General features: G+C 62.5%; 23 protein-coding genes. 20 read left to right on the forward strand and 3 right to left on the reverse strand.

All coding sequences use genetic code 11. The annotated features are described in order from the left end of the window. The first annotated feature begins 70 nt into the window (after window positions 1–70). The 6 genes from egtB to J3364_RS07560 all read left to right on the forward strand — a co-directional run bounded on the left by egtB (window position 71) and on the right by J3364_RS07560 (window position 7,061). On the forward strand, window positions 71–1,366 hold the full coding sequence (egtB, locus tag J3364_RS07535) for an ergothioneine biosynthesis protein EgtB (RefSeq protein ID WP_349557745.1): 1,296 nt from the start codon (window positions 71–73) through the stop codon (window positions 1,364–1,366). Window positions 1,367–1,369: 3 nt separating this feature from the next. Continuing rightward, window positions 1,370–2,353, forward strand: a complete 984-nt coding sequence (gene egtD / locus J3364_RS07540) for an L-histidine N(alpha)-methyltransferase (protein WP_349557746.1) — start codon at window positions 1,370–1,372, stop codon at window positions 2,351–2,353. Between the two features lie 170 nt (window positions 2,354–2,523). Further along, window positions 2,524–2,868, forward strand: coding sequence for an EF-hand domain-containing protein (locus J3364_RS07545; protein WP_349557747.1), 345 nt, complete (start codon window positions 2,524–2,526; stop codon window positions 2,866–2,868). A 46-nt stretch (window positions 2,869–2,914) separates the two neighbouring features. Beyond that, entirely contained in the window at window positions 2,915–3,667 is a 753-nt protein-coding gene (locus J3364_RS07550) for a TVP38/TMEM64 family protein (RefSeq protein ID WP_349557748.1), read from the forward strand. After that, on the forward strand, window positions 3,664–5,913 hold the full coding sequence (locus tag J3364_RS07555; RefSeq protein WP_349557750.1) for a glycoside hydrolase family 15 protein: 2,250 nt from the start codon (window positions 3,664–3,666) through the stop codon (window positions 5,911–5,913). The genes J3364_RS07550 and J3364_RS07555 overlap by 4 nt, the downstream gene beginning before the upstream one ends. A 104-nt stretch (window positions 5,914–6,017) precedes the next feature. Continuing rightward, complete coding sequence (locus tag J3364_RS07560) at window positions 6,018–7,061, forward strand: MBL fold metallo-hydrolase (RefSeq protein WP_349557752.1); 1,044 nt, start codon at window positions 6,018–6,020, stop codon at window positions 7,059–7,061. Between the two features lie 18 nt (window positions 7,062–7,079). On the opposite strand, the gene J3364_RS07565 is transcribed toward J3364_RS07560, so the two are convergent. Beyond that, window positions 7,080–7,568, reverse strand: coding sequence for an Lrp/AsnC ligand binding domain-containing protein (locus J3364_RS07565; RefSeq protein WP_349557753.1), 489 nt, complete (start codon window positions 7,566–7,568; stop codon window positions 7,080–7,082). A 186-nt stretch (window positions 7,569–7,754) separates the two neighbouring features. Here J3364_RS07565 and J3364_RS07570 point away from each other — a divergent pair, with 186 nt between their 5' ends. From J3364_RS07570 to J3364_RS07590, 5 genes are all read left to right on the forward strand, one after another. Continuing rightward, window positions 7,755–8,111, forward strand: coding sequence for a RidA family protein (locus tag J3364_RS07570; RefSeq protein WP_349557754.1), 357 nt, complete (start codon window positions 7,755–7,757; stop codon window positions 8,109–8,111). A 240-nt stretch (window positions 8,112–8,351) separates the two neighbouring features. Continuing rightward, the gene (locus tag J3364_RS07575) at window positions 8,352–9,611 is read left to right on the forward strand and encodes a D-amino acid dehydrogenase (protein ID WP_349557755.1); all 1,260 of its coding nucleotides are present in this window, start codon (window positions 8,352–8,354) and stop codon (window positions 9,609–9,611) included. 42 nt (window positions 9,612–9,653) lie between these two features. Further along, window positions 9,654–10,742 carry an alanine racemase gene (alr, locus tag J3364_RS07580; protein ID WP_349557756.1) on the forward strand — a complete coding sequence of 363 codons (1,089 nt, stop codon included), beginning with the start codon at window positions 9,654–9,656 and terminating at the stop codon, window positions 10,740–10,742. Between the two features lie 65 nt (window positions 10,743–10,807). After that, window positions 10,808–11,035, forward strand: coding sequence for a hypothetical protein (locus tag J3364_RS07585; protein WP_349557757.1), 228 nt, complete (start codon window positions 10,808–10,810; stop codon window positions 11,033–11,035). A gap of 24 nt (window positions 11,036–11,059) precedes the next feature. Beyond that, a complete protein-coding gene (locus J3364_RS07590; RefSeq protein WP_349557758.1) occupies window positions 11,060–11,854 on the forward strand; it encodes an SDR family NAD(P)-dependent oxidoreductase in 795 nt (264 codons plus the stop codon). A 117-nt stretch (window positions 11,855–11,971) separates the two neighbouring features. Here J3364_RS07590 and J3364_RS07595 read toward each other — a convergent pair whose 3' ends face one another. Beyond that, window positions 11,972–12,436, reverse strand: a complete 465-nt coding sequence (locus J3364_RS07595; RefSeq protein WP_349557759.1) for an anthrone oxygenase family protein — start codon at window positions 12,434–12,436, stop codon at window positions 11,972–11,974. A gap of 138 nt (window positions 12,437–12,574) precedes the next feature. Between J3364_RS07595 and J3364_RS07600 the strand changes: the two genes are divergently transcribed. The 3 genes from J3364_RS07600 to J3364_RS07610 all read left to right on the forward strand — a co-directional run bounded on the left by J3364_RS07600 (window position 12,575) and on the right by J3364_RS07610 (window position 14,862). Beyond that, window positions 12,575–13,474, forward strand: coding sequence for a metal-dependent hydrolase (locus tag J3364_RS07600; RefSeq protein WP_349557760.1), 900 nt, complete (start codon window positions 12,575–12,577; stop codon window positions 13,472–13,474). A 75-nt stretch (window positions 13,475–13,549) separates the two neighbouring features. Further along, window positions 13,550–13,960 carry a DUF2721 domain-containing protein gene (locus tag J3364_RS07605; RefSeq protein ID WP_349557762.1) on the forward strand — a complete coding sequence of 137 codons (411 nt, stop codon included), beginning with the start codon at window positions 13,550–13,552 and terminating at the stop codon, window positions 13,958–13,960. Window positions 13,961–14,043: 83 nt separating this feature from the next. After that, window positions 14,044–14,862, forward strand: a complete 819-nt coding sequence (locus J3364_RS07610; RefSeq protein ID WP_349557763.1) for an ATP-grasp domain-containing protein — start codon at window positions 14,044–14,046, stop codon at window positions 14,860–14,862. A gap of 6 nt (window positions 14,863–14,868) precedes the next feature. On the opposite strand, the gene J3364_RS07615 is transcribed toward J3364_RS07610, so the two are convergent. Further along, entirely contained in the window at window positions 14,869–15,528 is a 660-nt protein-coding gene (locus tag J3364_RS07615; protein WP_349557764.1) for a DUF2238 domain-containing protein, read from the reverse strand. 201 nt (window positions 15,529–15,729) lie between these two features. Between J3364_RS07615 and J3364_RS07620 the strand changes: the two genes are divergently transcribed. The 6 genes from J3364_RS07620 (at window position 15,730) to J3364_RS07645 (ending at window position 21,420) form a co-directional block, all read left to right on the forward strand. Next, entirely contained in the window at window positions 15,730–16,509 is a 780-nt protein-coding gene (locus tag J3364_RS07620) for a DeoR/GlpR family DNA-binding transcription regulator (protein WP_349557765.1), read from the forward strand. Continuing rightward, complete coding sequence (locus J3364_RS07625) at window positions 16,506–17,561, forward strand: ABC transporter ATP-binding protein (protein ID WP_349557766.1); 1,056 nt, start codon at window positions 16,506–16,508, stop codon at window positions 17,559–17,561. Before J3364_RS07620 ends, J3364_RS07625 begins: the two co-directional genes overlap by 4 nt. Next, the gene (locus J3364_RS07630) at window positions 17,537–18,817 is read left to right on the forward strand and encodes an ABC transporter substrate-binding protein (RefSeq protein ID WP_349557767.1); all 1,281 of its coding nucleotides are present in this window, start codon (window positions 17,537–17,539) and stop codon (window positions 18,815–18,817) included. The genes J3364_RS07625 and J3364_RS07630 overlap by 25 nt, the downstream gene beginning before the upstream one ends. A 90-nt stretch (window positions 18,818–18,907) precedes the next feature. Beyond that, entirely contained in the window at window positions 18,908–19,774 is an 867-nt protein-coding gene (locus tag J3364_RS07635) for a carbohydrate ABC transporter permease (protein WP_349557768.1), read from the forward strand. Window positions 19,775–19,784: 10 nt separating this feature from the next. After that, window positions 19,785–20,594 carry a carbohydrate ABC transporter permease gene (locus J3364_RS07640; RefSeq protein WP_349557769.1) on the forward strand — a complete coding sequence of 270 codons (810 nt, stop codon included), beginning with the start codon at window positions 19,785–19,787 and terminating at the stop codon, window positions 20,592–20,594. A gap of 37 nt (window positions 20,595–20,631) precedes the next feature. Then, window positions 20,632–21,420: an HAD-IIB family hydrolase gene (locus J3364_RS07645; RefSeq protein WP_349557770.1), complete on the forward strand. Its 789-nt coding sequence runs from the start codon at window positions 20,632–20,634 to the stop codon at window positions 21,418–21,420. Window positions 21,421–21,442: the final 22 nt, after the last annotated feature.

Raw genomic sequence — 21,442 nt, forward strand, 5'->3', positions numbered from 1 at the left:
TATGCCATGTCGGCAATGGTTAATGACATAACCTCATTTACCCCACGATGCCCCTGCAAAGGAGTGCACCATGCCGACACACAGCGAGTTTGCTGATCGGGAGATCTCCACCCGGCTCCAGAATGCCTTGCACGCCGAATACGATGATGTTCGCGGTCGCTTCGAGTCCTACTGCAAGCCACTCGAGATCGAAGACTACGGCCTGCAGGCCGTGCCGGAAACCAGCCCCGCTAAATGGCACTTGGCCCACACCACCTGGTTCTTCGAAACCTTCCTGCTAAAGCCCTTCCTCCCCAACTACACGCCGTTCCATCCGCGCTTCGAGTATCTGTTCAACTCCTATTACAACGGCGTGGGCGATCCGTTTCCCCGACCGCAGCGCGGCTTGCTGTCGCGGCCCACGGTGAAGGAAGTCTATGACTACCGGCATGCCGTCGATACCGCGATGCACGAGCTCCTGAGCCGCGACCTCCCGGACAGTGCAACCATTGCAGCGCGCACGGAACTGGGCCTGCAACATGAGATGCAGCATCAGGAGCTGTTCTTCACCGATCTCAAGTACAACCTCGCCCGTAATCCGCTGTTTCCGACGTATACCGAGGCGCCGGCCGTTGAGGATGCCTCTCCGGCAGCGGAACTCGCCTGGCATTCGTATTCCGGCGGTATTCGCCAGATTGGGACCACGCCACAGGATGACTTCTGCTTCGACAATGAGACGCCGCGTCACCGGGTCTTCCTCGAGCCCTTCCAACTGGCCAGTCGACCCGTGACCAACGCCGACGTGCTGGCCTTTATGCGCGACGGCGGTTATCACCAGTCGTCTCTCTGGCTGGCCGACGGCTGGGCCCACATCCAGACCACCGGCACCACGCAGCCGCTCTACTGGGTCCGCCAGGACGACGCCTGGTTCGAATTCACACTGCATGGCCTGCAACCGCTCGACCCGGACGGCATCGCCTGCCACCTGAGCGGTTACGAGGCGGATGCGATTGCCCGCTGGTTCGGGGCCCGCCTGCCCACGGAGTTCGAATGGGAGTGTGCGGCACAGGAAGAAGCCGACGCCGCCCGCGACACGGCCCACTTCGTCGAGCGGGGCCGCTATCACCCGGGCCGGGCCGACGATCACACCCTGTTCGGGAGCATCTGGCAGTGGACCAGCAGCGCCTACGGTCCCTATCCCGGCTACCAGCCGGCTCCCGGGGCCATCGGCGAGTACAACGGCAAGTTCATGTGCAACCAACTGGTGCTTCGCGGCGGCTCCTGTGTCACCGATCGGCGCCAGGTGCGCTCCAGCTATCGAAACTTCTTCTACCCACCGGATCGCTGGCAGTTCAGCGGTTTGCGTCTGGCCCGGAATGGAGGCTGAACCGTGCCCAATACCGCCACCGCTATCGACCCGCGCATCACCTACACCAACATGCACCCACCCCGGCACGATCTGGTAGCCGAGGTACTGGGCGGCTTCAGCCAGTCCCAGAAAACCCTGAGCCCGAAGTTCTTCTACGACGAGCAGGGCTCACAGCTGTTCGAGGCCATTACGGAGCAGCCGGAGTATTACCCCACCCGCAGCGAGCGCATGGTGCTGCGCAACAAGGCCGGAGAGATTGCCGATCACCTGGGGCCGGATGCGACCCTGATCGAGCCCGGCTGCGGCAGCTGCGAGAAAGTCCGCCTGTTACTGGATGCCCTGCAACCGGCCCACTACCTGGCCATGGATATTTCCGCCGACTTCCTGCTGAACTCGGCCGGCGCGGTCGCCCAGGCCTTTCCGGATCTGGATATCCAGGCCGTGTGCGCCGACTTTTCGCAGCTGGACCAGTTGCCTGTGCCCGACAGCTCAGGTCGCCGGGTGGTCTTCTTCCCGGGATCGACGCTGGGCAATTTCAGTCCCGCCATGGCACAACGCTTTTTGTCTGCCGTGCGGCATCTGGTGGGCGACGACGGCGGCCTGCTGATCGGGGTGGACCGGCACAAGGACACCCGCATACTGGATGCTGCCTACAACGACCAGGCCGGCGTCACCGCGGCGTTCAACCTCAACGCCCTGACCCATCTGAACCGCATCCTGCCCGCCGACTTTGACACGAACCGGTTCAGTCACCGGGCGTTCTACAACACCGACGCGCGACGGATCGAGATGCATCTGCGCAGCGAGTGCGACCAGATGGTCCATTGCGCCGGCGAGGCCATCGCCTTTCGCGAGGGGGAAACCATTCACTCGGAAAACTCCTACAAATACACCCACGACCAGTTCGACCGACTGGCGCAATCCACCGGATTCCAGGTGGAGTCCGAATGGAGCGATGCCCAGTCCCTGTTCTCGGTCTACTTCTGCCGGGCAACGCCGCTCTGAGAAGGACAGGATGACCTACGCGGATGCCGGCTGAGATCCGCGTAGGCCATTGCCATTCCGTAAGACGGGTTGAGACAAGCCCGATCCTGCACCACAGTGATAGTCAGAGAGTCTTTTTCCAGAGGACGTTGTCGCGTCCTTGCTTCGACGATCTCACGAAGGGGGTGCTTATGAAGATCTCATTAACGACCCTTGCCCTGGCATTTACAACAAGCCTGCTGACGATGCCGGCCCTGGGCGCTGGTGACGCCGCCACCGGCGAGCCGGCGCAGCGAAGCAATTCCCATATCTGGGGACTGGGCATGGATCGCGGCGCCCTGGACCAGACCACCTTCGAACAGCTGGATACCAATAACGACGGCGTGCTCAGCGGCGACGAACTGACCCCTTACGGCGAGAGCGCCGCCGGCGGAGCGCAGACGTCTGCCGACGATGCCCCCTCCTCGCTGCTGGAGAAACACGACAGCAACGACGACGGGGTGGTCACCCGCGAAGAGTTCAATGGCGACAACTAACCGCAGAGCGACCTAGAGCAGAGTTTGCCGGGAGGTGCCCACACACATGGAACAGGCTGAACTGGAACGACGGGCCGGTTGGAAGAAGTCCCCGTTGCTGGGGATTGCGGCGAGCATCGTGTTTGTCGCGATCCTGCTGGCGATCCTGTACGCCCTGGGTATCCATGAACGGATGGTGGATCTGCTGCAATGGTTCGACGCCCAGGGTGCCTGGGCACCGCTGTTGTTCATCCTGATCATGACCGCGGTGATGGTCCTGCTGTTGCCCGGGGTCCTGTTCACCACCGGCGCCGGTTTTGTGTTCGGCGTTTTCAAGGGCACGGTCTATGTGGTCGCCGGCACAGTGCTGGGCGCCTGCCTGGCGTTCCTGATCGCACGCTACCTGTTTGGTGAACGGGCGCGTCAATTTGTCATGACACGGGCACATCTGCGGGTGATGAGCGACGAAATGACACCCAACGGCTGGAAGATCGTCCTGCTGACGCGGCTGATTCCGTTCTTCCCCAGCAAGCTGTCCAACTTCTTTTTCGGGCTGACCCACTTCTCGTTCCGCGGTTTCTTCTTCGGTTGCCTGCTGGGCTACATCCCCTTCTCACTGCATAACGTGTATCTCGGCTCGCTGGCCGCTGACCTGACGACGCTGGGCGTCCGGGAGACCGGGCGCACCCCGCTGGAATGGTCGATCTACGGCGCCGGCTTCGTCGGCACGGTGATCGCCGTCATCTACCTCAATCGGCTGGCCCGCCGCGCCCTGGCCCGCTATACCGAACAGGAAGAGATCGTGGAGGACACCCCGTGAGTTGGCTTAAATGGCTTCCCTGGCGCTTCGTGGTGCGCTATGTGGCCCGCAAGCATGGTTTCCTGGACCCGATTGGCCTGCTGGCGCGCCTGCACAAATTCGCGCAACCTTCCGAAGTGGGCGAACCGATCGAGCTGCTGCGCGCCGGCGTGGTCTTCCACGCCCGGGGGCTGATCAACAGCCGCGTCGTGCAACACAACCTCGATTGGGTCTGGCCTTACTGGATCGAGCGTCAATTCGACCCGCTGGATGCCTCGTTCGTGCCACGCGCTTTTTCCATCACCCACATCAACCTGACGCATCGCAACTGGACCGCTATCGGCCATCCGGACTGCGACGAGCTGCCAGTCGTCGATCCCCGCGGCCTGCTGACGCCTTTTTTCGACAGCTGGTCCCTGGACGGCTGGCTGCTGGCGAAAGACGGTCGCTGCCTGTTGCCGTCCCGCCTGAAGGACTGCAAACAGTGGCAATCCCTGGACGACGGCGTCAGCGTGACCACCGACAGCGCCCTGAACGGCCTGCGCCTGACCAGCCACGCCTGGGTGACCGTCGAGAACGGCGTACCGGTGTGCAAGTTGCGCCTGCGGGCCCATGCCGACTGCGATACCAGCCTGGTCCTGTCCCTGCGCCCTTACAATCCCGAGGGGATCAGCTTCATCCACAAGGTACAGCTCTCAGACGACCGCAATGCCTGGATCGTCGACGGCAAGCGCCACGTCACGTTCAGCAAGCCGGCCGACACGCACCACGTGTCCGATTACCGGCAGGGGGACGTGCATATCCACCTGGAGGACCGGGATGACCAGACCCGCGGCGTGTGCGACGTGGGCATGGTGACCGCCGCCGCCCTGTTTCCGGTCAAGGCAGGCGAAACCACCGAAGTGACGGCCAGCGTCCCACTGACCGATCAGACCGCCCGCCTGCCCTCCCCTCACGCCTGGCGTGAGGAACGGGAAGATCACGCCCGGCTGGAGTGCCCGGAACCCCGCTACCAGTTCCTCTATGACGCCGCTGTAGCGTCGCTGATCCTGCATTCGCCGGACGACGTCTACCCCGGTCCCTTCACCTACAAGCGCTTCTGGTTCCGGGATGCCGCGTTCATCATCAATGCCTTGCTCAACCTGGGCCTGACCCGGCGCGCGGAACGGGCTCTGGCCCGCTTCCCGGAACGCCAGACGCCACGGGGCTATTTCCGCTCCCAGGAAGGCGAGTGGGACGCCAACGGCGAGGTGCTGTGGATCCTCAAGCAGTATTTCGACCTGACCGGCCAGAAGCCCGACGCCCACTGGCTGGACCCGATCCGCCGCGGCGCCCACTGGATCATCCGCAAACGTCTGGACGACAACCTCGACGCGCCCCATGCCGGCCTGTTGCCCGCCGGTTTCAGTGCCGAACACCTGGGGCCCAACGACTTTTACTTCTGGGATGATTTCTGGGGCATTGCCGGGCTGAAAGCGGCGGCCGAGCTGACTGCCGAGCGCGCCGCGGAGGACAGCCACTCTTTCCGTCAGGGCGCTGACGATTTCACGCGCGCGGTGGACCGCAGCCTGGTACGTTGCCAGAACCGGCTGGGTCGCCTGGGCATGCCAGCTTCGCCCTATCGCCGCCTAGATGCGGGGGCCATCGGCTCGCTGGCACTGGGCTATCCGACCCAGCTTTGCGAGCCGGATGATCCCCGCCTGCTGGATTGTGTGGAATTCCTGCTGGAGCGTTGCTTCGTCAACGGCGCCTTTTACCAGGACATGATTCACTCCGGGCTGAACGCCTATCTCACCCTGCATGTGGCACAGGTGCTGCTGAGGGCCGGTGATCCCCGTTACCTGGATCTGATGGACACCGTCGCCGACCTGGCCTCCCCCACCGGACAGTGGCCCGAAGCCATCCACCCCGGCACCGGCGGTGGTTGCATGGGGGATGGCCATCACGTCTGGGCCTCGGCCGAATGGGTGTTGATGGTCCGCAACTGCTTCGTGCGGGAAGAAGGCGATCGGCTGATCCTGTGCGCCGGCATCCCGTCGCGCTGGCTCGAGCAGTCGCAGCCCATCCGGTTTGGTCCGGCACCCACGCGTTTTGGCACAATCACCATCCGGATCGAGCCGGGGGACGGCAGGCCACGGGTCAGCTGGACCGCAGACTGGCACGACGAGACACCGGAAATGGCGGTGGAGATGCCCCAACATCATCCGGTGCTGGTTCCGGCCGGGGCGGGTTCGGTTCACCTGGACCGCCAAGGGCAACCCGCCTGAGCGGGCCAGCCCGATTGAACCGGGGGCAAGCCGGCCCGTTGCATTGCCCGGCCAGGTCACGCAAGCTCGCAGAACCATGCCGGACGCACTCAGGAACCAGGACCATGCCCATTGATCGTGAGAAACTGGCCGCTCTGGCCGCCCAACACGGCCCGACAGGTCATCGTTTCCGTAATATCGAACCCACGGTGAGCCATGGTCTGGGCGACTTCCTGCGCTGGCAACTGGGCCCCGGCCGCCGATTTCCCAAGGGCAGGCGTTACAACGTAATGCATCCGGACGCCCACCGCCTTAACCAGCCGCCGGAAGCCCCCCAACTGACCTGGCTGGGGCACGCCTCGTTCCTGTTCCAGTATGGCGGGCTCAATGTGCTGACCGATCCGGTTTTGTCCGAGCGCGCCAGTCCGTTCACCTTTGTCGGCCCCAAGCGCTACACACCACCGCCGCTGGATGTGGCCGCCCTGCCCACCATCCATCGCGTACTCATTTCCCACAACCATTACGACCACCTGGACGAAAACACTGTGCGCCAGCTGCACCGCCGCTTCGGCGATGCCCTGTGCTTCTGCATTCCGACCGGTTTGCGCCCCTGGTTTGAAAAACGCGGCATCCAGAACCTGGTGGAGCTGGGCTGGTGGGCGTCCCGGGTGCTGTCGGAGGGCGACGAGGTTTTCTTTCTCCCCACCCAGCACTTCAGCGGTCGAGGGCCACGGGATGGCAACGCCACGCTGTGGGGCAGCTGGCTGATCGAGATAGCCGGTTACCGGCTGTATTTCGGTGGCGACACCGGGTACGGCGGTGTCTTCCGCCAGATCGGCGATCTGTTCGCGCCGATCGACCTGGCGCTGCTGCCGATCGGTGCCTATGAGCCGCGCTGGTTCATGTCGCCGGTCCATGTGTCGCCGGAAGAGGCAGTGCATATCCACAAGGACATCGGCGCCCGACAGTCCATCGCCATGCACTGGGGCACGTTCGTGCTGACTGATGAGCCCATGGACGAACCGCCTCGCCGCCTGCAGCAGGCGCTGGAGGGTGCCCATCTGGAACCCTCCGAGTTCCGGGTGATGCACCACGGCGAGATGCGCACCTTTTCAGTTGCCGACCAGTCGGACCGCGAGACCGATTCGCTGGCCGACGGCGCGGCGTGATCGCGGGTGCCATAGCCGTTAGGCAATATCGATCGGCAGGCGCATCGACTCCTGCACCTCTTCCATGACGATGTAGCTCTTGGAGTTCTTCACCCCCGGCAAGACCAGCAGCATCTCGCCAAGCAAGGCCCGGTACTCGGACATATCGCTGATCCGGGCCTTGATCAGGTAGTCGGCATCGCCGGACACCAGGTGACATTCCAGCATGAACGGCAGTTTTTCCACCGCTTCGTTGAATTTCTCGAAGGCGTCCCGGGACTGGTAGGACAACGAGATCTCCACGAACACCAGCATCGAGAATCCCAGCAGGTCTGGATTGAGTCGGGCGTAATAGCCTTCGATATAACCGTCCTTTTCGAGCCGGCGAACCCGCTCGATGCAGGGCGTTGAGCTCAGTCCGACCCGCTCGGCCAGGTCGACGTAGCTCAGGCGGCCATCGTCCTGCAAGGCAGCCAGAATGCGACGATCCAGACGATCGAGGGTGCGTTTTTTCTTATCCGTCGGCACAGGTTCACTCCATACAGAGGGTAGGCATTGGCCCGGGGCAAAGGCAATTACTCAAAGCTTCCGCCTGCCATCATACCCGATGGCAGATGATTTCACTGGACCAGGCCGGTTTATCCGGCCTTTTCATGCCCTACCCTGTACTAGAATAGGGCCAACCCTATCCCCAATGATTGAGAGGAGCCCACCATGTCCGATATCGAACGCATCCACTCCACCGACCGGATGAGCCGCATCGTCAAGCACCAGGGTGTCGTCTACCTGTGCGGCCAGACCGCCGGTGACGAGGCCTGGGACATCCGCGAGCAGACGGAACGCTGTCTGGGCAAGATCCGGGACCTGCTCGAAGAGGCCAACAGCGGCGTCGACCGGATGCTGTCCGTCACCATCTACATCCGCGACATGGCCGACTTTGCTGCCATGAATGAGGTTTGGGACGCCTGGTTTGCCGACCTGCCCAAACCCGCCCGCGCCTGCGTCGAGGCGCATATGGCGCGGCCGCCGATTCTGGTGGAAATGTCGGTCGTTGCTGCCGAGAACAGCTAAGCCCCCTATCCAGCACCCGTCGCCTGCCTGCGGGTAGGCGACTTGCCTGCCCTCTGTGCGTCTGTCTTGCCCTTCTTTCTCACTTCACAAGCGCTATCCACTGATATAACCATCTTCTGCAGTTTATAACACTGCAAAATCACTTTATTTGAAGCTTTTTCATCCAACACTTCCATTAGAATTCCGTTAAAGACACGGCAGCCAGATTGCTGTCAGGACAACGATGGGAGTGCATGGGCGATGAAAATTGCGGTTCTGGGAGGCGGCGTAGCGGGCGTATCGACGGCCTGGTACCTGGCCCAATCCGGGCATGAGGTAACGGTCGTCGAGCGGCGTGAGACGGTGGCGGACGAAACCAGCTTCGGCAATGCCGGCATGCTGTCCTTCGGCTACACCAGCCCCTGGGCCGCGCCCGGTGTGCCGTTCAAGGCGATGAAGTGGATGATGCAGGACATGGCGCCCATCCTGGTCAGCAAGAGCTCCCTCAATCCGCGTACCGCCGGCTGGCTGTTCCGCATGCTGGGCCAATGCAACGAGCAGGCCTACCAGGTCAATAAACAGCGGATGCTGCGCATTTCCGAGTACAGCCGGACCTGCCTGGCCGAGCTGACTCAACAGGTCCCGCTGGACTTCGATCACCGCAACCGCGGCACGATCGAGTTGTTCCGCGATCAGCAGAAAATGGATTCCATCGGCGCCGATCTGGCGTCGTTGCGGGCCTGCGGCGTGGAACACGAGGTGATCGATCATGCCGGCTGCATTCGCCATGAACCCGCCCTGGCCAACGTACCCGACAATTTCGTGGGCGGACTGCGCTTTCCGCAGGACGGCACGGGCGACTGCAACAAATTCACCAAGGGGCTGGCCCGGCACTGCGCTGAGGCCGGTATTGAGTTCCGGTTCCACACCACCATCGAGGCCCTGGAAACGGACGGTGATCGCATCAGCGGCGTTCGCACCTCCCACGGAACGATCCAGGCCGATGCCTTCGTGATGGCGCTGGGGAGCTATTCCCCGCTGTTGCTGAACCCACTGGGCTTCCGCCTGCCGATCTACCCCATCAAGGGCTATTCCCTGACGTTGCCGATTCTGGACGCCGATCGTGCCCCACAATCCACCGTGATGGACGAAGCGTTCAAGGTGGCCGTCACCCGCTTCGATGACCGCATCCGGGTGGGCGGAACTGCCGAGATTGCGGACTTCGATCTCAGCCTCCAGGAAAAACGCCGTAAGCCGACCGCCTTCGTCGTGAACGACCTGTTCCCGGGAGCCGGCGATCTGGACAACGCCCGTTTCTGGTGTGGCCTGCGCCCGATGACGCCGGACAGCGTGCCGGTCATCGGCGAGACGCCCCTGCGCAACCTGTACATGAACACCGGCCACGGCACCCTGGGCTGGACCATGTCGCAGGGGTCGGCCCGGCTGGTCGCCGACATCGTGAACGGACGGACTCCGGATATCGCCACGGATGGCCTGTCCATCCAGCGTTACCTGTCTTAAGGCCGTCGCATCCAACACTCATCGAACCATTGAGGTAATCCCATGGCCCGACCGGCCGTTGCCGAGATCGACCTGGACAGCATCCGCGCCAACTTCCGCCTGGCCGCTTCACTGGCGCCGGACAGCAACACGCTGGCCGTCGTCAAAGCCGACGCCTATGGTCACGGCGCCACCCGGGTCGCCCACAGCCTGGCGGATCAGACCGAAGCGTTTGCCGTGGCCTCCATTGAGGAAGCCCTGGCACTCCGGCAGGCCGGTATCCGACACCCGATCCTGTTGCTGGAAGGCTTCTTCGAAGCCGGCGAACTGGACGTCATCGCCCGTGAGGGGTTCTGGACCGCCGTCCACAGCGCGGAACAACTGGACCAGATTGAGCTCGCCTCAGTGACGACGCAGCTGATGGTCTGGCTGAAGGTGGATACCGGGATGCACCGTCTGGGATTCACACCCGACCAGGCCGTCGCCGCCTATCAGCGCCTGCAGTCGCTGCCCCAGATCGGGCGCGTCGTGGTGATGAGCCACCTGGCGAACGCCGATCTGGTGGCCTCCCGGGGGATTTCTGTGGCCAGTCAGATCAAGCGATTGCCGGCGGCATTGAGAGCACCAGGGGTGGAAACCAGCGTGGCCAACTCCGCCGGACTGCTGGATCACGAACCGGCCCGGCGGACCTGGCAGCGGCCGGGCATCATGCTCTATGGCGCATCGCCCCTGGAGCAGGACAACGGCCACAGCCGCCAGCTCCAGGCCGCAATGACGCTGAAAAGCCGGGTCATTGCCACCCGTTGGGTCGAACCGGGCGAACAGGTCGGTTATGGCGCGCGTTTCGTGGCCACCCGACGCTGCCGTATTGGCACGGTGGCAATGGGCTACGCCGACGGCTATCCGCGCCAGGCGATCGAAGGCACGCCGGTCCTGATCGATGGAAAGCGCACCACACTAGCCGGCCGGGTGTCCATGGACATGCTGACCGTCGATCTGACCGATCTGCCGGAGACCGGCACCGGCAGTGACGTAGAGCTCTGGGGCAAACACCTGAGCGCCAACGAAGTGGCAGCCTGCTGCGACACCATTGCCTATCACCTGTTCACCGGCGTCACCCAGCGGGTGCCGCGGGTGTACCGGGGCGGCTGACGGCGATTCCAGGCGGCCCGGATCGCAATGCGTCGGCCATCCAGGCCGTGTTTACCAGCCTGACGATGGCCGATACCCTGAGTGGGATGACTTACGCCATCCATAGCCCATGGCTGACCGTACTCTTCGTGGGCCTGATGGGCGTGACCGCCTTTGCCACTGTCGCGGCGATCATTCCGTTGACTGCGGTGGCGACGGCCCTGTTCAGCCTGCGACTGGAGAGCCGCCGGACGAGCCCCGAACTTTCATTCGACTCGGCCTGTCCGAGTGATGGATTCACCCCTGAAACCTGAACACCAACCTGAAAGGAGTCTGCTATGAACATCGATCTTCTGGGCAAAGTTGCCATTGTCACCGGTTCCACGCAGGGCATCGGTCTGGCCATCGCCAAGGGCCTGGCAGGCAGTGGGGCCACGGTTGTGGTCAACGGTCGCAAACAGCCGGCGGTGGATGCCGCCGTGGCGAAGGTTCAGGAAAGCGCGCCCGGCGCCGAAGTCCGTGGGGTGGCGGCCGACCTGGGCACCGCCGAGGGCTGCCAGGCGCTGGTAGAGGCCGAGCCGACCGCCGACATTCTGATCAACAACGTGGGCATTTTCGGCCCGCAGGATTTCTTCGACACGCCCGACGACGAGTGGCAGCGGTTTTTCGACGTCAACGTAATGTCCGGCGTGCGCCTGTCACGGGCCTACCTGCCGGGTATGGAGAAGAAAGGCTGGGGCCGGGTGATTTTCCTGTCTTCGGAATCGGCGCTGAACATTCCGGCGGACATGATCCACTACGGTTTCACCAAGACCGCCAACCTGTCGGTGTCCCGCGGTCTGGCCAAGCGCATGGCGGGCTCCGGTGTCACCGTCAACTCGGTACTGCCGGGGCCCACGATGTCCGAAGGCGTGGAAGGCATGCTCAAGGAGGCAGCCGAGAAGTCCGGCAAGAGTGTCCAGGAAACCGCCATCGACTTCGTCAAGGCCGAGCGCCCCAGCTCCATCATCCAGCGCCCGGCAGAGGTGGATGAAGTGGCCAACCTGGTGGTGTATGTGGCCTCGCCCTTGTCGTCTGCCACCACGGGCGCGGCCTTGCGGGTGGATGGTGGCGTCGTGGACTCGATCGCCTGATGAAACCCGGCTACTTTCTGCCCTGCGGGGCGGAAAGTGGCCGGGTCCCATCGGGTTAATTCGTTAACCAATGGGACACGAGTGTCCCGCCTGGTTGCTTCGTTAACCGGCGGGACACTAGACCCCCAACACCAGCGACGCCGACGCCAGCAGCGACGACACGGTGCGCACGTGGTTCCACCGGGTCCAGCGGGCGCGGTAGTCGGCCCAGACGATATCGGCTTCCAGGGAGTCGGCCGGAACCCGCGCCAGGCGATTGTTCAACGGCACGTTGCAAATCAGGGTAATGCCCAGGCTGCCCACCAGGTACAGCACCCCCCCGAGCACCAGCCACACTGTGTCGCCCCGCCAGGGTACAGCGATCATCATCAGCGCCAGACAGAGGGCGCCGGTCCCGAAAAACACTCCCAGGAACAGCGGATTCACGATCACTCGATTGATCCGCTGCATCGCCGCCACGCCGTCGGATGGGGCCAACTGGCCCAGGGCATCCATCACGGCGACGGAAAACGCGAAAAACAGGCCGGCAATCAGGCCGCAGCCCATCGCCGTCACTACCGTCAGCCCCATAACGAACGACACAATAGCTCCTCCCTGATTCATCCCATCGGGACGTGGAGTCGTCCCAATCTCCCAATAGTCTGTCCTGCGGCGCGTACGATCTTGCCAAAGCTCCGGCGTAGATTAGACCCCGTCAATGACGTCTGCAGGAGATGCACCATGAACGCGCCACACACGCTCAAAGCTCGACAGGTTACCTTTGATCTGCGGGACAGTCCGGTCCACTGGCTCCCGGACGATCCTTTCTCGTCACAGATGATCAACGGCGTCCATCTCCTGCTGCCTGCCGGCGAACTCTGGTTCTGCCGGGTCTTCAACAAGGCCCTGCCCCTGGTCACCGACGACCGGCTGCGCGAGGAGGTTCAGGGCTTTATCCGCCAGGAAGCCTCCCACGCGCGTGCTCACGATGCCGGTCAGGCAGTGCTGGCCGACAATGGATACGACGTGGATCTGATATTGAAGCGGGTCCACTGGCTTTTCAACCGGTTGCTTGGCGACACACCGCTGGGAGTGACGCGCCTGAAGCGCCCCTCCCTGGAAAAGCGCTGGCTGATACTGCGCGTTGGGTTGGTCGCTGCCATCGAGCATTTTACCGGCCTGCTGGGTGACTGGAGCCTCAACACGGACGGTTGGGACGATGGCGACCCTGATGTGACGGCACTCTTCCGCTGGCATCTGGCCGAGGAAGTCGAACATCGCAGTGTGGCCTACGATCTCTACGCTCACTTGTGCGAGACCCAACTGGGCTTCTACGTCAGTCGCCAGGCGCTGATGGCGATTGTGTTTCCCCTGTTCGTGCATTTCCTGGTGGATGGCTATCGTGGCCTCGCCCGCCAGGATGCCGAGGATCGGAATGCGCGTCTGGGGCGGGCCTCTCTCCTGCGCGTGCTCTGGGAAGTCGAGAAGGTCGGCCACCAGAGCCGGCGGGTGCCCACCTTCAGCACCCTGGTTCAGGGCACATTGCGCTGGGTGCGTCCGGGGTTTCATCCTGAGTCGGAAGGCGATACCCAGCAGGCGCTGGCGGTGTTGGCGCAGTACCCGTTGAAACAGGCAGCCTGAGCCCCTCTCGACGGGACCGGGAAATTCTTACACTATGAGCGGGCCATCCCTTTTCACCCAAACAAGGAGCCCGCCTTGTCACTGACGACGCCTGCACTGTTGTTTCCCGCCATTTCCCTGCTGCTTCTGGCCTACACCAACCGGTTTCTCGTGTTGGCGCAGCTGATTCGCCAACTGAAGCAGATGGAGACCGAGCGGGAATATGAAATCCTGGCGCGCCAGATCGGTGGATTGCGCAAGCGCATCACATTGACCAAACGCATGCAGGCCTGCGGCGTGCTCAGCTTCTTACTGTGCACCATCTCCATGTTCGCGCTCTTCATGGGCGCCCACCTGCTGGGCGTGGTCTGCTTCGGCATCAGCCTGGTGCTGCTGTCACTCTCCCTGTTGTACTCGCTGTACGAGATCATCATTTCCACGAACGCCATCAATGTGGAACTGGAGGATTTCGAGGCGCGACACCGCTCCACGTCCACCCCTTCCTGAGCCGAAATACGGATAAAAACGCGCTTCCCTTTTGGCGCATTCTGGTTAAAATGCGCCCAATTCTGGCTTCCGGCTTCACGGCAATGCGCTGTCTCTCATTCGATGTTTTCCGCACTCTGGGCTTTCCCGACACGACGGTGATCAAGCCGGAGCATTTCCTGAAACACAAGGACGCCCTGCGCGAGGCCGACTGGGTCCTGTTCCCGGAATACTGGCAACTCAATGCCCTGGTGTATGGGCTGGGCTGTCGCGTGTTTCCCAGTGAAGCCAGTTACCGCATCGGCCATGACAAGGTCGAGATGACCCGCGCCTTCCAGACCGTAGCGCCGGCGCACACCCCGTGGACGATGATCGAGCCCAATGGCCCCCAGGAACGGGATCTGATCTGGGATTCGATGCCCCTGCCTTTTGTCGCCAAAGCGCCCAAGGCCAGCATGGGCGAAGGGGTGTGGCTGATCGAAAACCGCGCCGACTGGCAGCGTTATTGTGAGGTGGCGACGGTCCTCTACGCGCAGGAATACCTGCCCATCGATCGGGACATCCGCGTGGTCATCGTGGGAGACAAGGTGGTCACGGCCTACTGGCGACATCAGGCGGCGCAGGGTTTCTACAACAACGTGGCTCGCGGGGGGCGCATCGACACGGCCGACGTACCGACCGCCGCCGTCGACCTGGCGCGTTCACTGGCAAGGGATCTGGGCGTCGACCATGCCGGCTTCGATATTGCGATGGTGGGCAACCACCCCTACGTGCTGGAATTCAACCGCCTGTTTGGCAACCAGGGCCTGAACCGGGGTACCGCACTGCAGGAGGCTATCCTCGGCTACCTGCGCGAATGCGATACCCCCAAGGACCCGGACACGCCGCTGGATCCGGTACCGCCGTTGCCGAAGGCCGTTTGAAACCGATCAGTTCCCGAAGAAGCGCGGGTTACGTTCGATAAAGGCGTTGATCCAGCGCTCCAGGAACGACTCCCGTCGGCCGTGCTTGAGGAAATGCCAGCCCAGCACGGCAATCACCAACGCGCCGATCGTATCGACAATCAGATCCCACATGGTGTCCGTCAGGCCGGACGGATCGCCCAACATGGCCTTCTGCATGTTGGTGTCGAAGAACTGGTCCATGCTGAATTCGAAGATTTCCCAGATCGCGCCGCAGCCCACCGCAAACATGAACGCGAAAAACGCCACGAAGCCCGGCTTGAGGTGCATGTCGATCCGTTCGATCTCATTGAGGATGTGCACCAGCAGGAAACCGACAATGCCCAGCAGGAAGCCGGAGCTGGTGTGCAGTGCCACATCCCACCACCAGTAGCGCATGTAGTACCCCCGCACTTCCCCGAGGAACAGCGAGGCAAACACGAACAGGATGGCCAAAAGCTGGAGCTGGGGCGGCACGAAGATCCGGAACCGTCGCTCCAGCAACGCGGGGAAAAACGTGATGCCGATGATCAGAAGCGTGAAGCCCGCCGTCAGCCAGTGCATCTCCCAAAGGGCAAAGGCCGCCTCGGCCGCAAGTACGAGCTGCAGAGCAAAGGTGATACGTCTGTGAGTGATCCGGAATCGCATGCCGTTAATCTAGCATGATCGTTCTGAACTGCCATGCCCGCTCAACGGGCCGGCTCACCCCTTCCTTCGAAACTACACCTACATCAAAACGCGCGATCTGACGCGAAAATGCAATAAAACTGACATTCGAACGCCACAACACCGCAACAAAGCGCCTTTAACGTTTCGATCGAAACAGGCCATTAAACGATTGAAACCGCTATGTCGCTATCCGATAGACAGAACACCATCCTCACCCTGCTGCGGGATAAGGGCGGCGTACTGGAAAGTGCCGAGCTGACCGAGCAGCTCCATGTCTCGGTGCAGACCATTCGCAAGGACCTGAACGAACTCAGTGAACACGGGTTGGTAAAGCGGGTCTACGGCGGCGTGACGCTGCCGGTCCAGAACAAGAATCTGTCCTTCGACAACCGGCAGGTGATCAACCTGGTCGCCAAGGAAAAGATCGGCCAGCTGATCGCCGACTTCCTGCCCGAAGGCGTCAGCATTTTTCTTGGCATTGGCACCACGCCCCAGCAGATCGCCCGCAAGCTGGTGAATCACCCCGGCCTGACGGTTATCACCAACAACCTCAACGCCGCCATCGCGTTGTGCCAGAACCCGAACATCCACACGTATTGCGTGAGCGGCCGGGTCCGTAACGCCGACCAGGATGTGGTGGGCGAAGACGCCACCACCTATTTCCGACGTTTCCAGGTCAACTACGGCATCTGCGGCGTGGGCGGCATCTCCGAACAGGGCGCCCTACTGGACTTCTCGCCGGAGGAAGCCCACCTGACCCAGACCATCCTGGAGAACTGCGAGTCCCGCTTGCTGGTGGCGGATCACCACAAGTTCATGCGCAGCGCACCGGTCAAGAGCGGGCACCTGCGCTCCATCGACCGGTTCTTCACCGATCGCCTCCCAGAAGGCCTGCGCCCGCTCTGCAGCGACATGGGCGTAGAGGTGATTGAGGCGGACACCGCCGGGGGACGCGCATGAGCTTTCTGGAGATTCGCCAGCTCGGCAAGCGCTGGGGCGACAAGGTGGCCGTCGACAGCCTGGACCTGACCATCGAGGAAGGCGAGTTCGTGGCTCTGCTCGGCCCCAGCGGCTGCGGCAAATCCACCACCCTCAACATGATCGCCGGTCTGGAGTCGCCCAGCAGCGGCGAGATCCGCCTCAAGGGCGAGGACATCACCCGGCGCCCACCGGGCAAGCGCAACCTGTCGATGGTCTTCCAGTCCTATGCGCTGCTGCCGCACCTGAACGTGCGGGAGAACATCGTATTCGGCCTCAAGGCTCGCGGCGTGGACAAGCGCGAACGCCAGGCTCGTCTGGAGCATGCCCTCAAGTTGGTGGATCTGCATGAGCATGTGGACAAAAAGCCCGGCCAACTGTCCGGCGGACAGTGCCAGCGTGTCGCCCTCGCCCGCACCATCGTCTCCAAGGCACCGCTGTGCCTGATGGACGAACCGCTCTCCAACCTCGACGCCAAACTGCGCAACGAGATGCGCACGGAGATCCGCGCACTGCAGCAAACGCTGGGATTGACGGTCATCTACGTCACCCACGACCAGGTTGAGGCCATGAGCATGGCCGACCGCATCCTGCTGCTCAACCAAGGTCGTGTGGAGCAGAACGATAGCCCGGACGCCCTCTACAACCACCCGGCCACCCGTTTCACCGCCGGCTTCATAGGCCAGCCGCCGATGAACCTGTTTCCGCGCAATGGCGTCATTACCGGCGTGCGACCGGAGCATGTCCGCCTGGTTGCCGATGGCGGACGACCGGCAGACGTTATCGACATCGATTACCACGGCGCCGAATCGATCATCACCGTCGACGATGACGGCGCCCGTCTGCGACTGACTCTAACCGGCCGTGCGGAATCCCTGCGCGACACCACCGTCAACATCGACTGGTCCCCCGAAAACGAACACCGGTTTTGCCCGGAAACAGGCCAGCGCCTGGACGTAACGCAAGGCAACACAACCATCCCCAACGACCCACACGGAGTGACTCGACCATGTTCAACCTCAAGAACGGCCTGACTGCGGCACTGCTCAGTGCCGGGCTGGTGTCCACTGCCAGCGCGCAAACAGAACTGACCATGTACTACCCGGTCTCCGTGGGCGGCCCGCTGACCAAAGTCGTGGACGGTATGATTGCCGACTTTGAAGACGCCAACCCGGACATCGACGTCAACGCCATCTATGCCGGCAACTACAACGACGCCCGGGTGAAATCCCTGGCGGCGCTGAAAAGCGGTGAACCGGCCCAGCTGTCCGTGATGTTTTCCATCGACGTGCACGAACTGCGCGACCTGGACGCCATCGTGCCGTTCGACGACGTGGTCAAGACCGACAAGGATCGCGCCTGGCTGAAGAGCTTCTACCCCGCCCTGATGGAAAACGGCAAGGTCGATGGCAAGACCTGGGGCGTGCCGTTCCAGCGCTCCACCATCGTGATGTACTACAACAAGGACCTGTTCCGCGCGGCCGGCCTGGACCCCGAACAACCCCCCAAGACCTGGGACGAGCTGGTCAAGGACGGCGAAGCCCTGACGAAAAAGGACGCCAGTGGCAACGTCATCCAGTGGGGCGCCATGATCCCGTCCACCGGCTACCCCTACTGGATGTTTGGCGCCCTGGCCAAGCAGAACGGCGAAGTGCTGATGAACCAGGCCGGCACCGAGACCTACTTCAACAAGCCGGCCGTGATTGAGGCGCTCGACTACTGGCGCTCCCTGGGCGCCGAGCACCACATCATGCCCACCGGCACCATTGAATGGGGCACCCTGCGCCAGAACTTCCTGGACCAGAAGACCGCTATCATGTGGCACTCCACCGGCAACCTGACCGCGGTGAAAAACAACGCCGACTTCGACTTCGGCGTGGCCATGCTGCCTGCCCACGAAGAGCCGGGCTCGCCAACCGGCGGCGGCAACTTCTACCTGTTCAAGAAATCCACGCCCGAGCAGCGTGAAGCCGCCCTCAAGCTGGTGGAATTCATGACTTCGCCGGAGCGCGCCGCCCAGTGGAGCATCGCCACCGGTTACATGGGCGTGAGCCCGGCGGCCTACAAGACGCCGGAGCTGGAGCAATACACCAAAACATTCCCGCCGGCCCTGGTGGCCCGCAACCAGCTCAAGTACGCCACGGCGGAGTTGTCCACCCATCAGTCCGGCCGCGTGCGCAAATTCCTGGACGATGCCATCCAGGCTACGCTGAGCGGTCAGGCGTCTGCAGAGGACGCGCTGAATTCGGCGCAGATGCAGGCGGATCATGTGCTGCGGCGGTATCGCTAGGGGACCCTCATCGCCCTGTCTCCGGACCTCTCTCCCTCGTGGGGAGAGAGGCTCACTTTGTGCAAACCGCCACCAACACAGCCTAACCGCATGCAAAACACCAAAACTCTTTACGCCTGGCTCCTTCTGTTACCGGCGCTGGTTCTGCTGGTGGCCTTCACCCACTATCCGGCGATTGCCACGCTGTGGCGGAGCGTTGCCTACATCGGCATTCAGCCAGCCGATGGCCTCACGCTCGACAACTACCGCTACATGCTGAACGATCCGGTGCTGCTCCAGGTCCTGTCCAACAGTTTCCTGTACGCCGCCATCACGGTGCCCGTGTCGATGGTACTGGCGCTGACTATGGCCCTGTGGGTGAACCGGAAAGCCCGGTCGGTGGGTGTCCTGCGACTGGCCTATTTCACGCCCACCATCCTGCCGATGATCTCGGTGGCCAACATCTGGCTGTTTTTCTATAGCCCCCAGATCGGCCTGTTCAACGACATCCTGGCGTACTTCGGCCACCCCGGACTGAACTGGCTGGGGGATCCGGCCATCAGCCTCTACAGCCTGATGGCCATGACCGTCTGGAAAGAAGCCGGCTTCTTCATGATTTTCTATCTGGCCGCACTGCAAACCATCAGTCCGGAATACTACAAGGCCTCGGCGGTGGAGAACGCCGGACGCTGGTACACCTTCCGCCGGGTTACCTTCCCGCTCCTGATGCCGACCACACTGTTCGTGCTGGTCAACGCGATCCTCAACGCGTTCAAACTGGTGGACCACCTGTTCATCCTGACCAAGGGCGGCCCCAACAACAGCACCAACCTGCTGCTCTACTACATCTTCGAAAACGCCTTCAGTTTTTTCGATACCGCTTACGCGGCCGCGCTTACGGTCCTATTGCTGCTCATCCTGATGGCCCTGGCGCTGGTGCAGTTTGGCGTTTTCGAAAAGCGTATTCACTACCGCTAGGAGCCGGACCATGCAAAAAACCTTCAGTACCTTGTCCGGCCTGATAGCCTGGGTCGTCGGCATCGCCTGGCTGTTCCCATTGATCTACGCGGTCTGGTCCGCATTCCACGGCTCGCAGTACACCACCCACTTCGACTGGCTGGCCCCGCTGACCCTGGAGAATTTCCGCAGTGCCTGGCACCAGGCGCCGTTCCTGCGCTACATGCTGAACACCGTTCTGATTACTCTGCTGATCCTTGCCAGCCAGTTGGTGCTTTGCACCCTGGCGGCCTATGCCCTGGCCCGCTTCGAGTTCCGCGGCCGCGGCACCGTGTTCGCGTTGATCCTGCTGCAGCTCATGGTGGTGCCGGAAGTGCTGATCGTCGAGAACTACCAGACGGTCGCTGCACTCGGCGTGGTCGATACCTACCTGGGCGTCGGCCTGCCCTACCTCGCCAGCGCCTTTGCCATCTTCCTACTGCGCCAGACCTTCAAGACGGTCCCGCAGGCCTTCGAGGACATGGCGCGCCTGGAAGGCTGCAGCGAGTTGGGCATCATATGGAAGGTCTTCGTGCCGCTCGGTAAACCGACGTATCTGGCCTTCTCACTGGTGTCGATCAGCTACCACTGGAACAACTTCCTGTGGCCACTGGTGGTGACCAACACCGAAAACAGCCGGCCTCTGACCGTCGGCATGTCGATTTTCGGCGCCCCGGAATCCGGTGTGGACTGGGCGGTGATTTCCGCTGGCACGCTGATCACCGTCGGGCCATTGCTGATCCTGTTCCTGCTGTTCCAACGGCAGTTCGTCCAATCCTTCATTCGCGCGGGCCTCAAGTAATCCGTCCTCGCCCGATCTCATGACAAGGAATTCGCCCATGAACGCCGGTCTCTCCGTGCGCCTGCCGCAACCGCTGCCCCACAACCTGCCCTGCCAGCCCCGGGTCCTGCTCACCGACGTGGACGACACGCTCACCTGGCAGGGCCGGGTGCCACTGGAAGCTATGCAGGCGCTCTACGCCCTGGCGGACGCCAACATCGCCGTGGTTCCGGTGACCGGCGCCAGTGCCGGCTGGTGCGACTGCCTGATGAAGACCTGGCCCATACCGGCCATCGTTGGAGAAAACGGGGCGTTTTTCCTCTATCGGACCACCGATGACACGGTGCAACGGCAGTGGCTCAAACCGGAATCGGCAGTCAAACGGGACCGACAGCGGCTGGAGAATCTGGGGAAAGAATTGCGGGCCCGCTACCCAGCGATCCACCACACCCAGGACCACGCCTTCCGCCTCACTGAAGTGGCGTTCGACATCGGGCAAGTAGCCCGCGTCAGCCGGGAAACCTCCCAGGAAGCCACTGCGTGGCTCCGCGCGAAAGGCATCTCCGCCCGCCAGAGCTCCATCCACATCAATGCGTGGATTGGTGATCACAGCAAGGCGACCGGCGCCCTGGCGTGGCTGGCCCGGCAAGGGCTTACCGAAGACGACAGCCTGTTCATCGGCGACTCCCCCAACGACGAGCCCATGTTCGAGCGTTTCCCCCACACCGTCGGCGTAGCCAACATCCGGGATTTCCTGCCCCTGATGGCTGCGCACCCGAAGTACATCACCCAGGCAAAAGGAGGACACGGTTTCGCTGAGCTCGCTCGCAGGATTCTGGAGCTTTAACCACATTCCCGTTCATGGAGGT

The sequence above is a fragment of the Marinobacter sp. NFXS9 genome, from assembly GCF_040148665.1.
GTDB lineage: Bacteria > Pseudomonadota > Gammaproteobacteria > Pseudomonadales > Oleiphilaceae > Marinobacter_A > Marinobacter_A mangrovi.

Excerpts from the sequence above, each read along its gene's own strand:
- J3364_RS07645 (WP_349557770.1), top strand. The coding sequence starts at position 20,632 with ATGAACGCCGGTCTCTCCGTGCGCCTGCCGCAACCGCTGCCCCACAAC.
- J3364_RS07590 (WP_349557758.1), top strand. The coding sequence starts at position 11,060 with ATGAACATCGATCTTCTGGGCAAAGTTGCCATTGTCACCGGTTCCACG.
- J3364_RS07550 (WP_349557748.1), top strand. The coding sequence starts at position 2,915 with ATGGAACAGGCTGAACTGGAACGACGGGCCGGTTGGAAGAAGTCCCCG.
- J3364_RS07610 (WP_349557763.1), top strand. The coding sequence starts at position 14,044 with ATGCGCTGTCTCTCATTCGATGTTTTCCGCACTCTGGGCTTTCCCGAC.
- egtB (WP_349557745.1), top strand. The coding sequence starts at position 71 with ATGCCGACACACAGCGAGTTTGCTGATCGGGAGATCTCCACCCGGCTC.
- J3364_RS07630 (WP_349557767.1), top strand. The coding sequence starts at position 17,537 with ATGTTCAACCTCAAGAACGGCCTGACTGCGGCACTGCTCAGTGCCGGG.
- J3364_RS07570 (WP_349557754.1), top strand. The coding sequence starts at position 7,755 with ATGTCCGATATCGAACGCATCCACTCCACCGACCGGATGAGCCGCATC.
- J3364_RS07625 (WP_349557766.1), top strand. The coding sequence starts at position 16,506 with ATGAGCTTTCTGGAGATTCGCCAGCTCGGCAAGCGCTGGGGCGACAAG.
- J3364_RS07560 (WP_349557752.1), top strand. The coding sequence starts at position 6,018 with ATGCCCATTGATCGTGAGAAACTGGCCGCTCTGGCCGCCCAACACGGC.
- alr (WP_349557756.1), top strand. The coding sequence starts at position 9,654 with ATGGCCCGACCGGCCGTTGCCGAGATCGACCTGGACAGCATCCGCGCC.
- J3364_RS07575 (WP_349557755.1), top strand. The coding sequence starts at position 8,352 with ATGAAAATTGCGGTTCTGGGAGGCGGCGTAGCGGGCGTATCGACGGCC.
- J3364_RS07615 (WP_349557764.1), bottom strand. The coding sequence starts at position 15,528 with ATGCGATTCCGGATCACTCACAGACGTATCACCTTTGCTCTGCAGCTC.
- J3364_RS07600 (WP_349557760.1), top strand. The coding sequence starts at position 12,575 with ATGAACGCGCCACACACGCTCAAAGCTCGACAGGTTACCTTTGATCTG.
- J3364_RS07620 (WP_349557765.1), top strand. The coding sequence starts at position 15,730 with ATGTCGCTATCCGATAGACAGAACACCATCCTCACCCTGCTGCGGGAT.
- J3364_RS07635 (WP_349557768.1), top strand. The coding sequence starts at position 18,908 with ATGCAAAACACCAAAACTCTTTACGCCTGGCTCCTTCTGTTACCGGCG.
- J3364_RS07640 (WP_349557769.1), top strand. The coding sequence starts at position 19,785 with ATGCAAAAAACCTTCAGTACCTTGTCCGGCCTGATAGCCTGGGTCGTC.
- J3364_RS07585 (WP_349557757.1), top strand. The coding sequence starts at position 10,808 with ATGGCCGATACCCTGAGTGGGATGACTTACGCCATCCATAGCCCATGG.
- J3364_RS07545 (WP_349557747.1), top strand. The coding sequence starts at position 2,524 with ATGAAGATCTCATTAACGACCCTTGCCCTGGCATTTACAACAAGCCTG.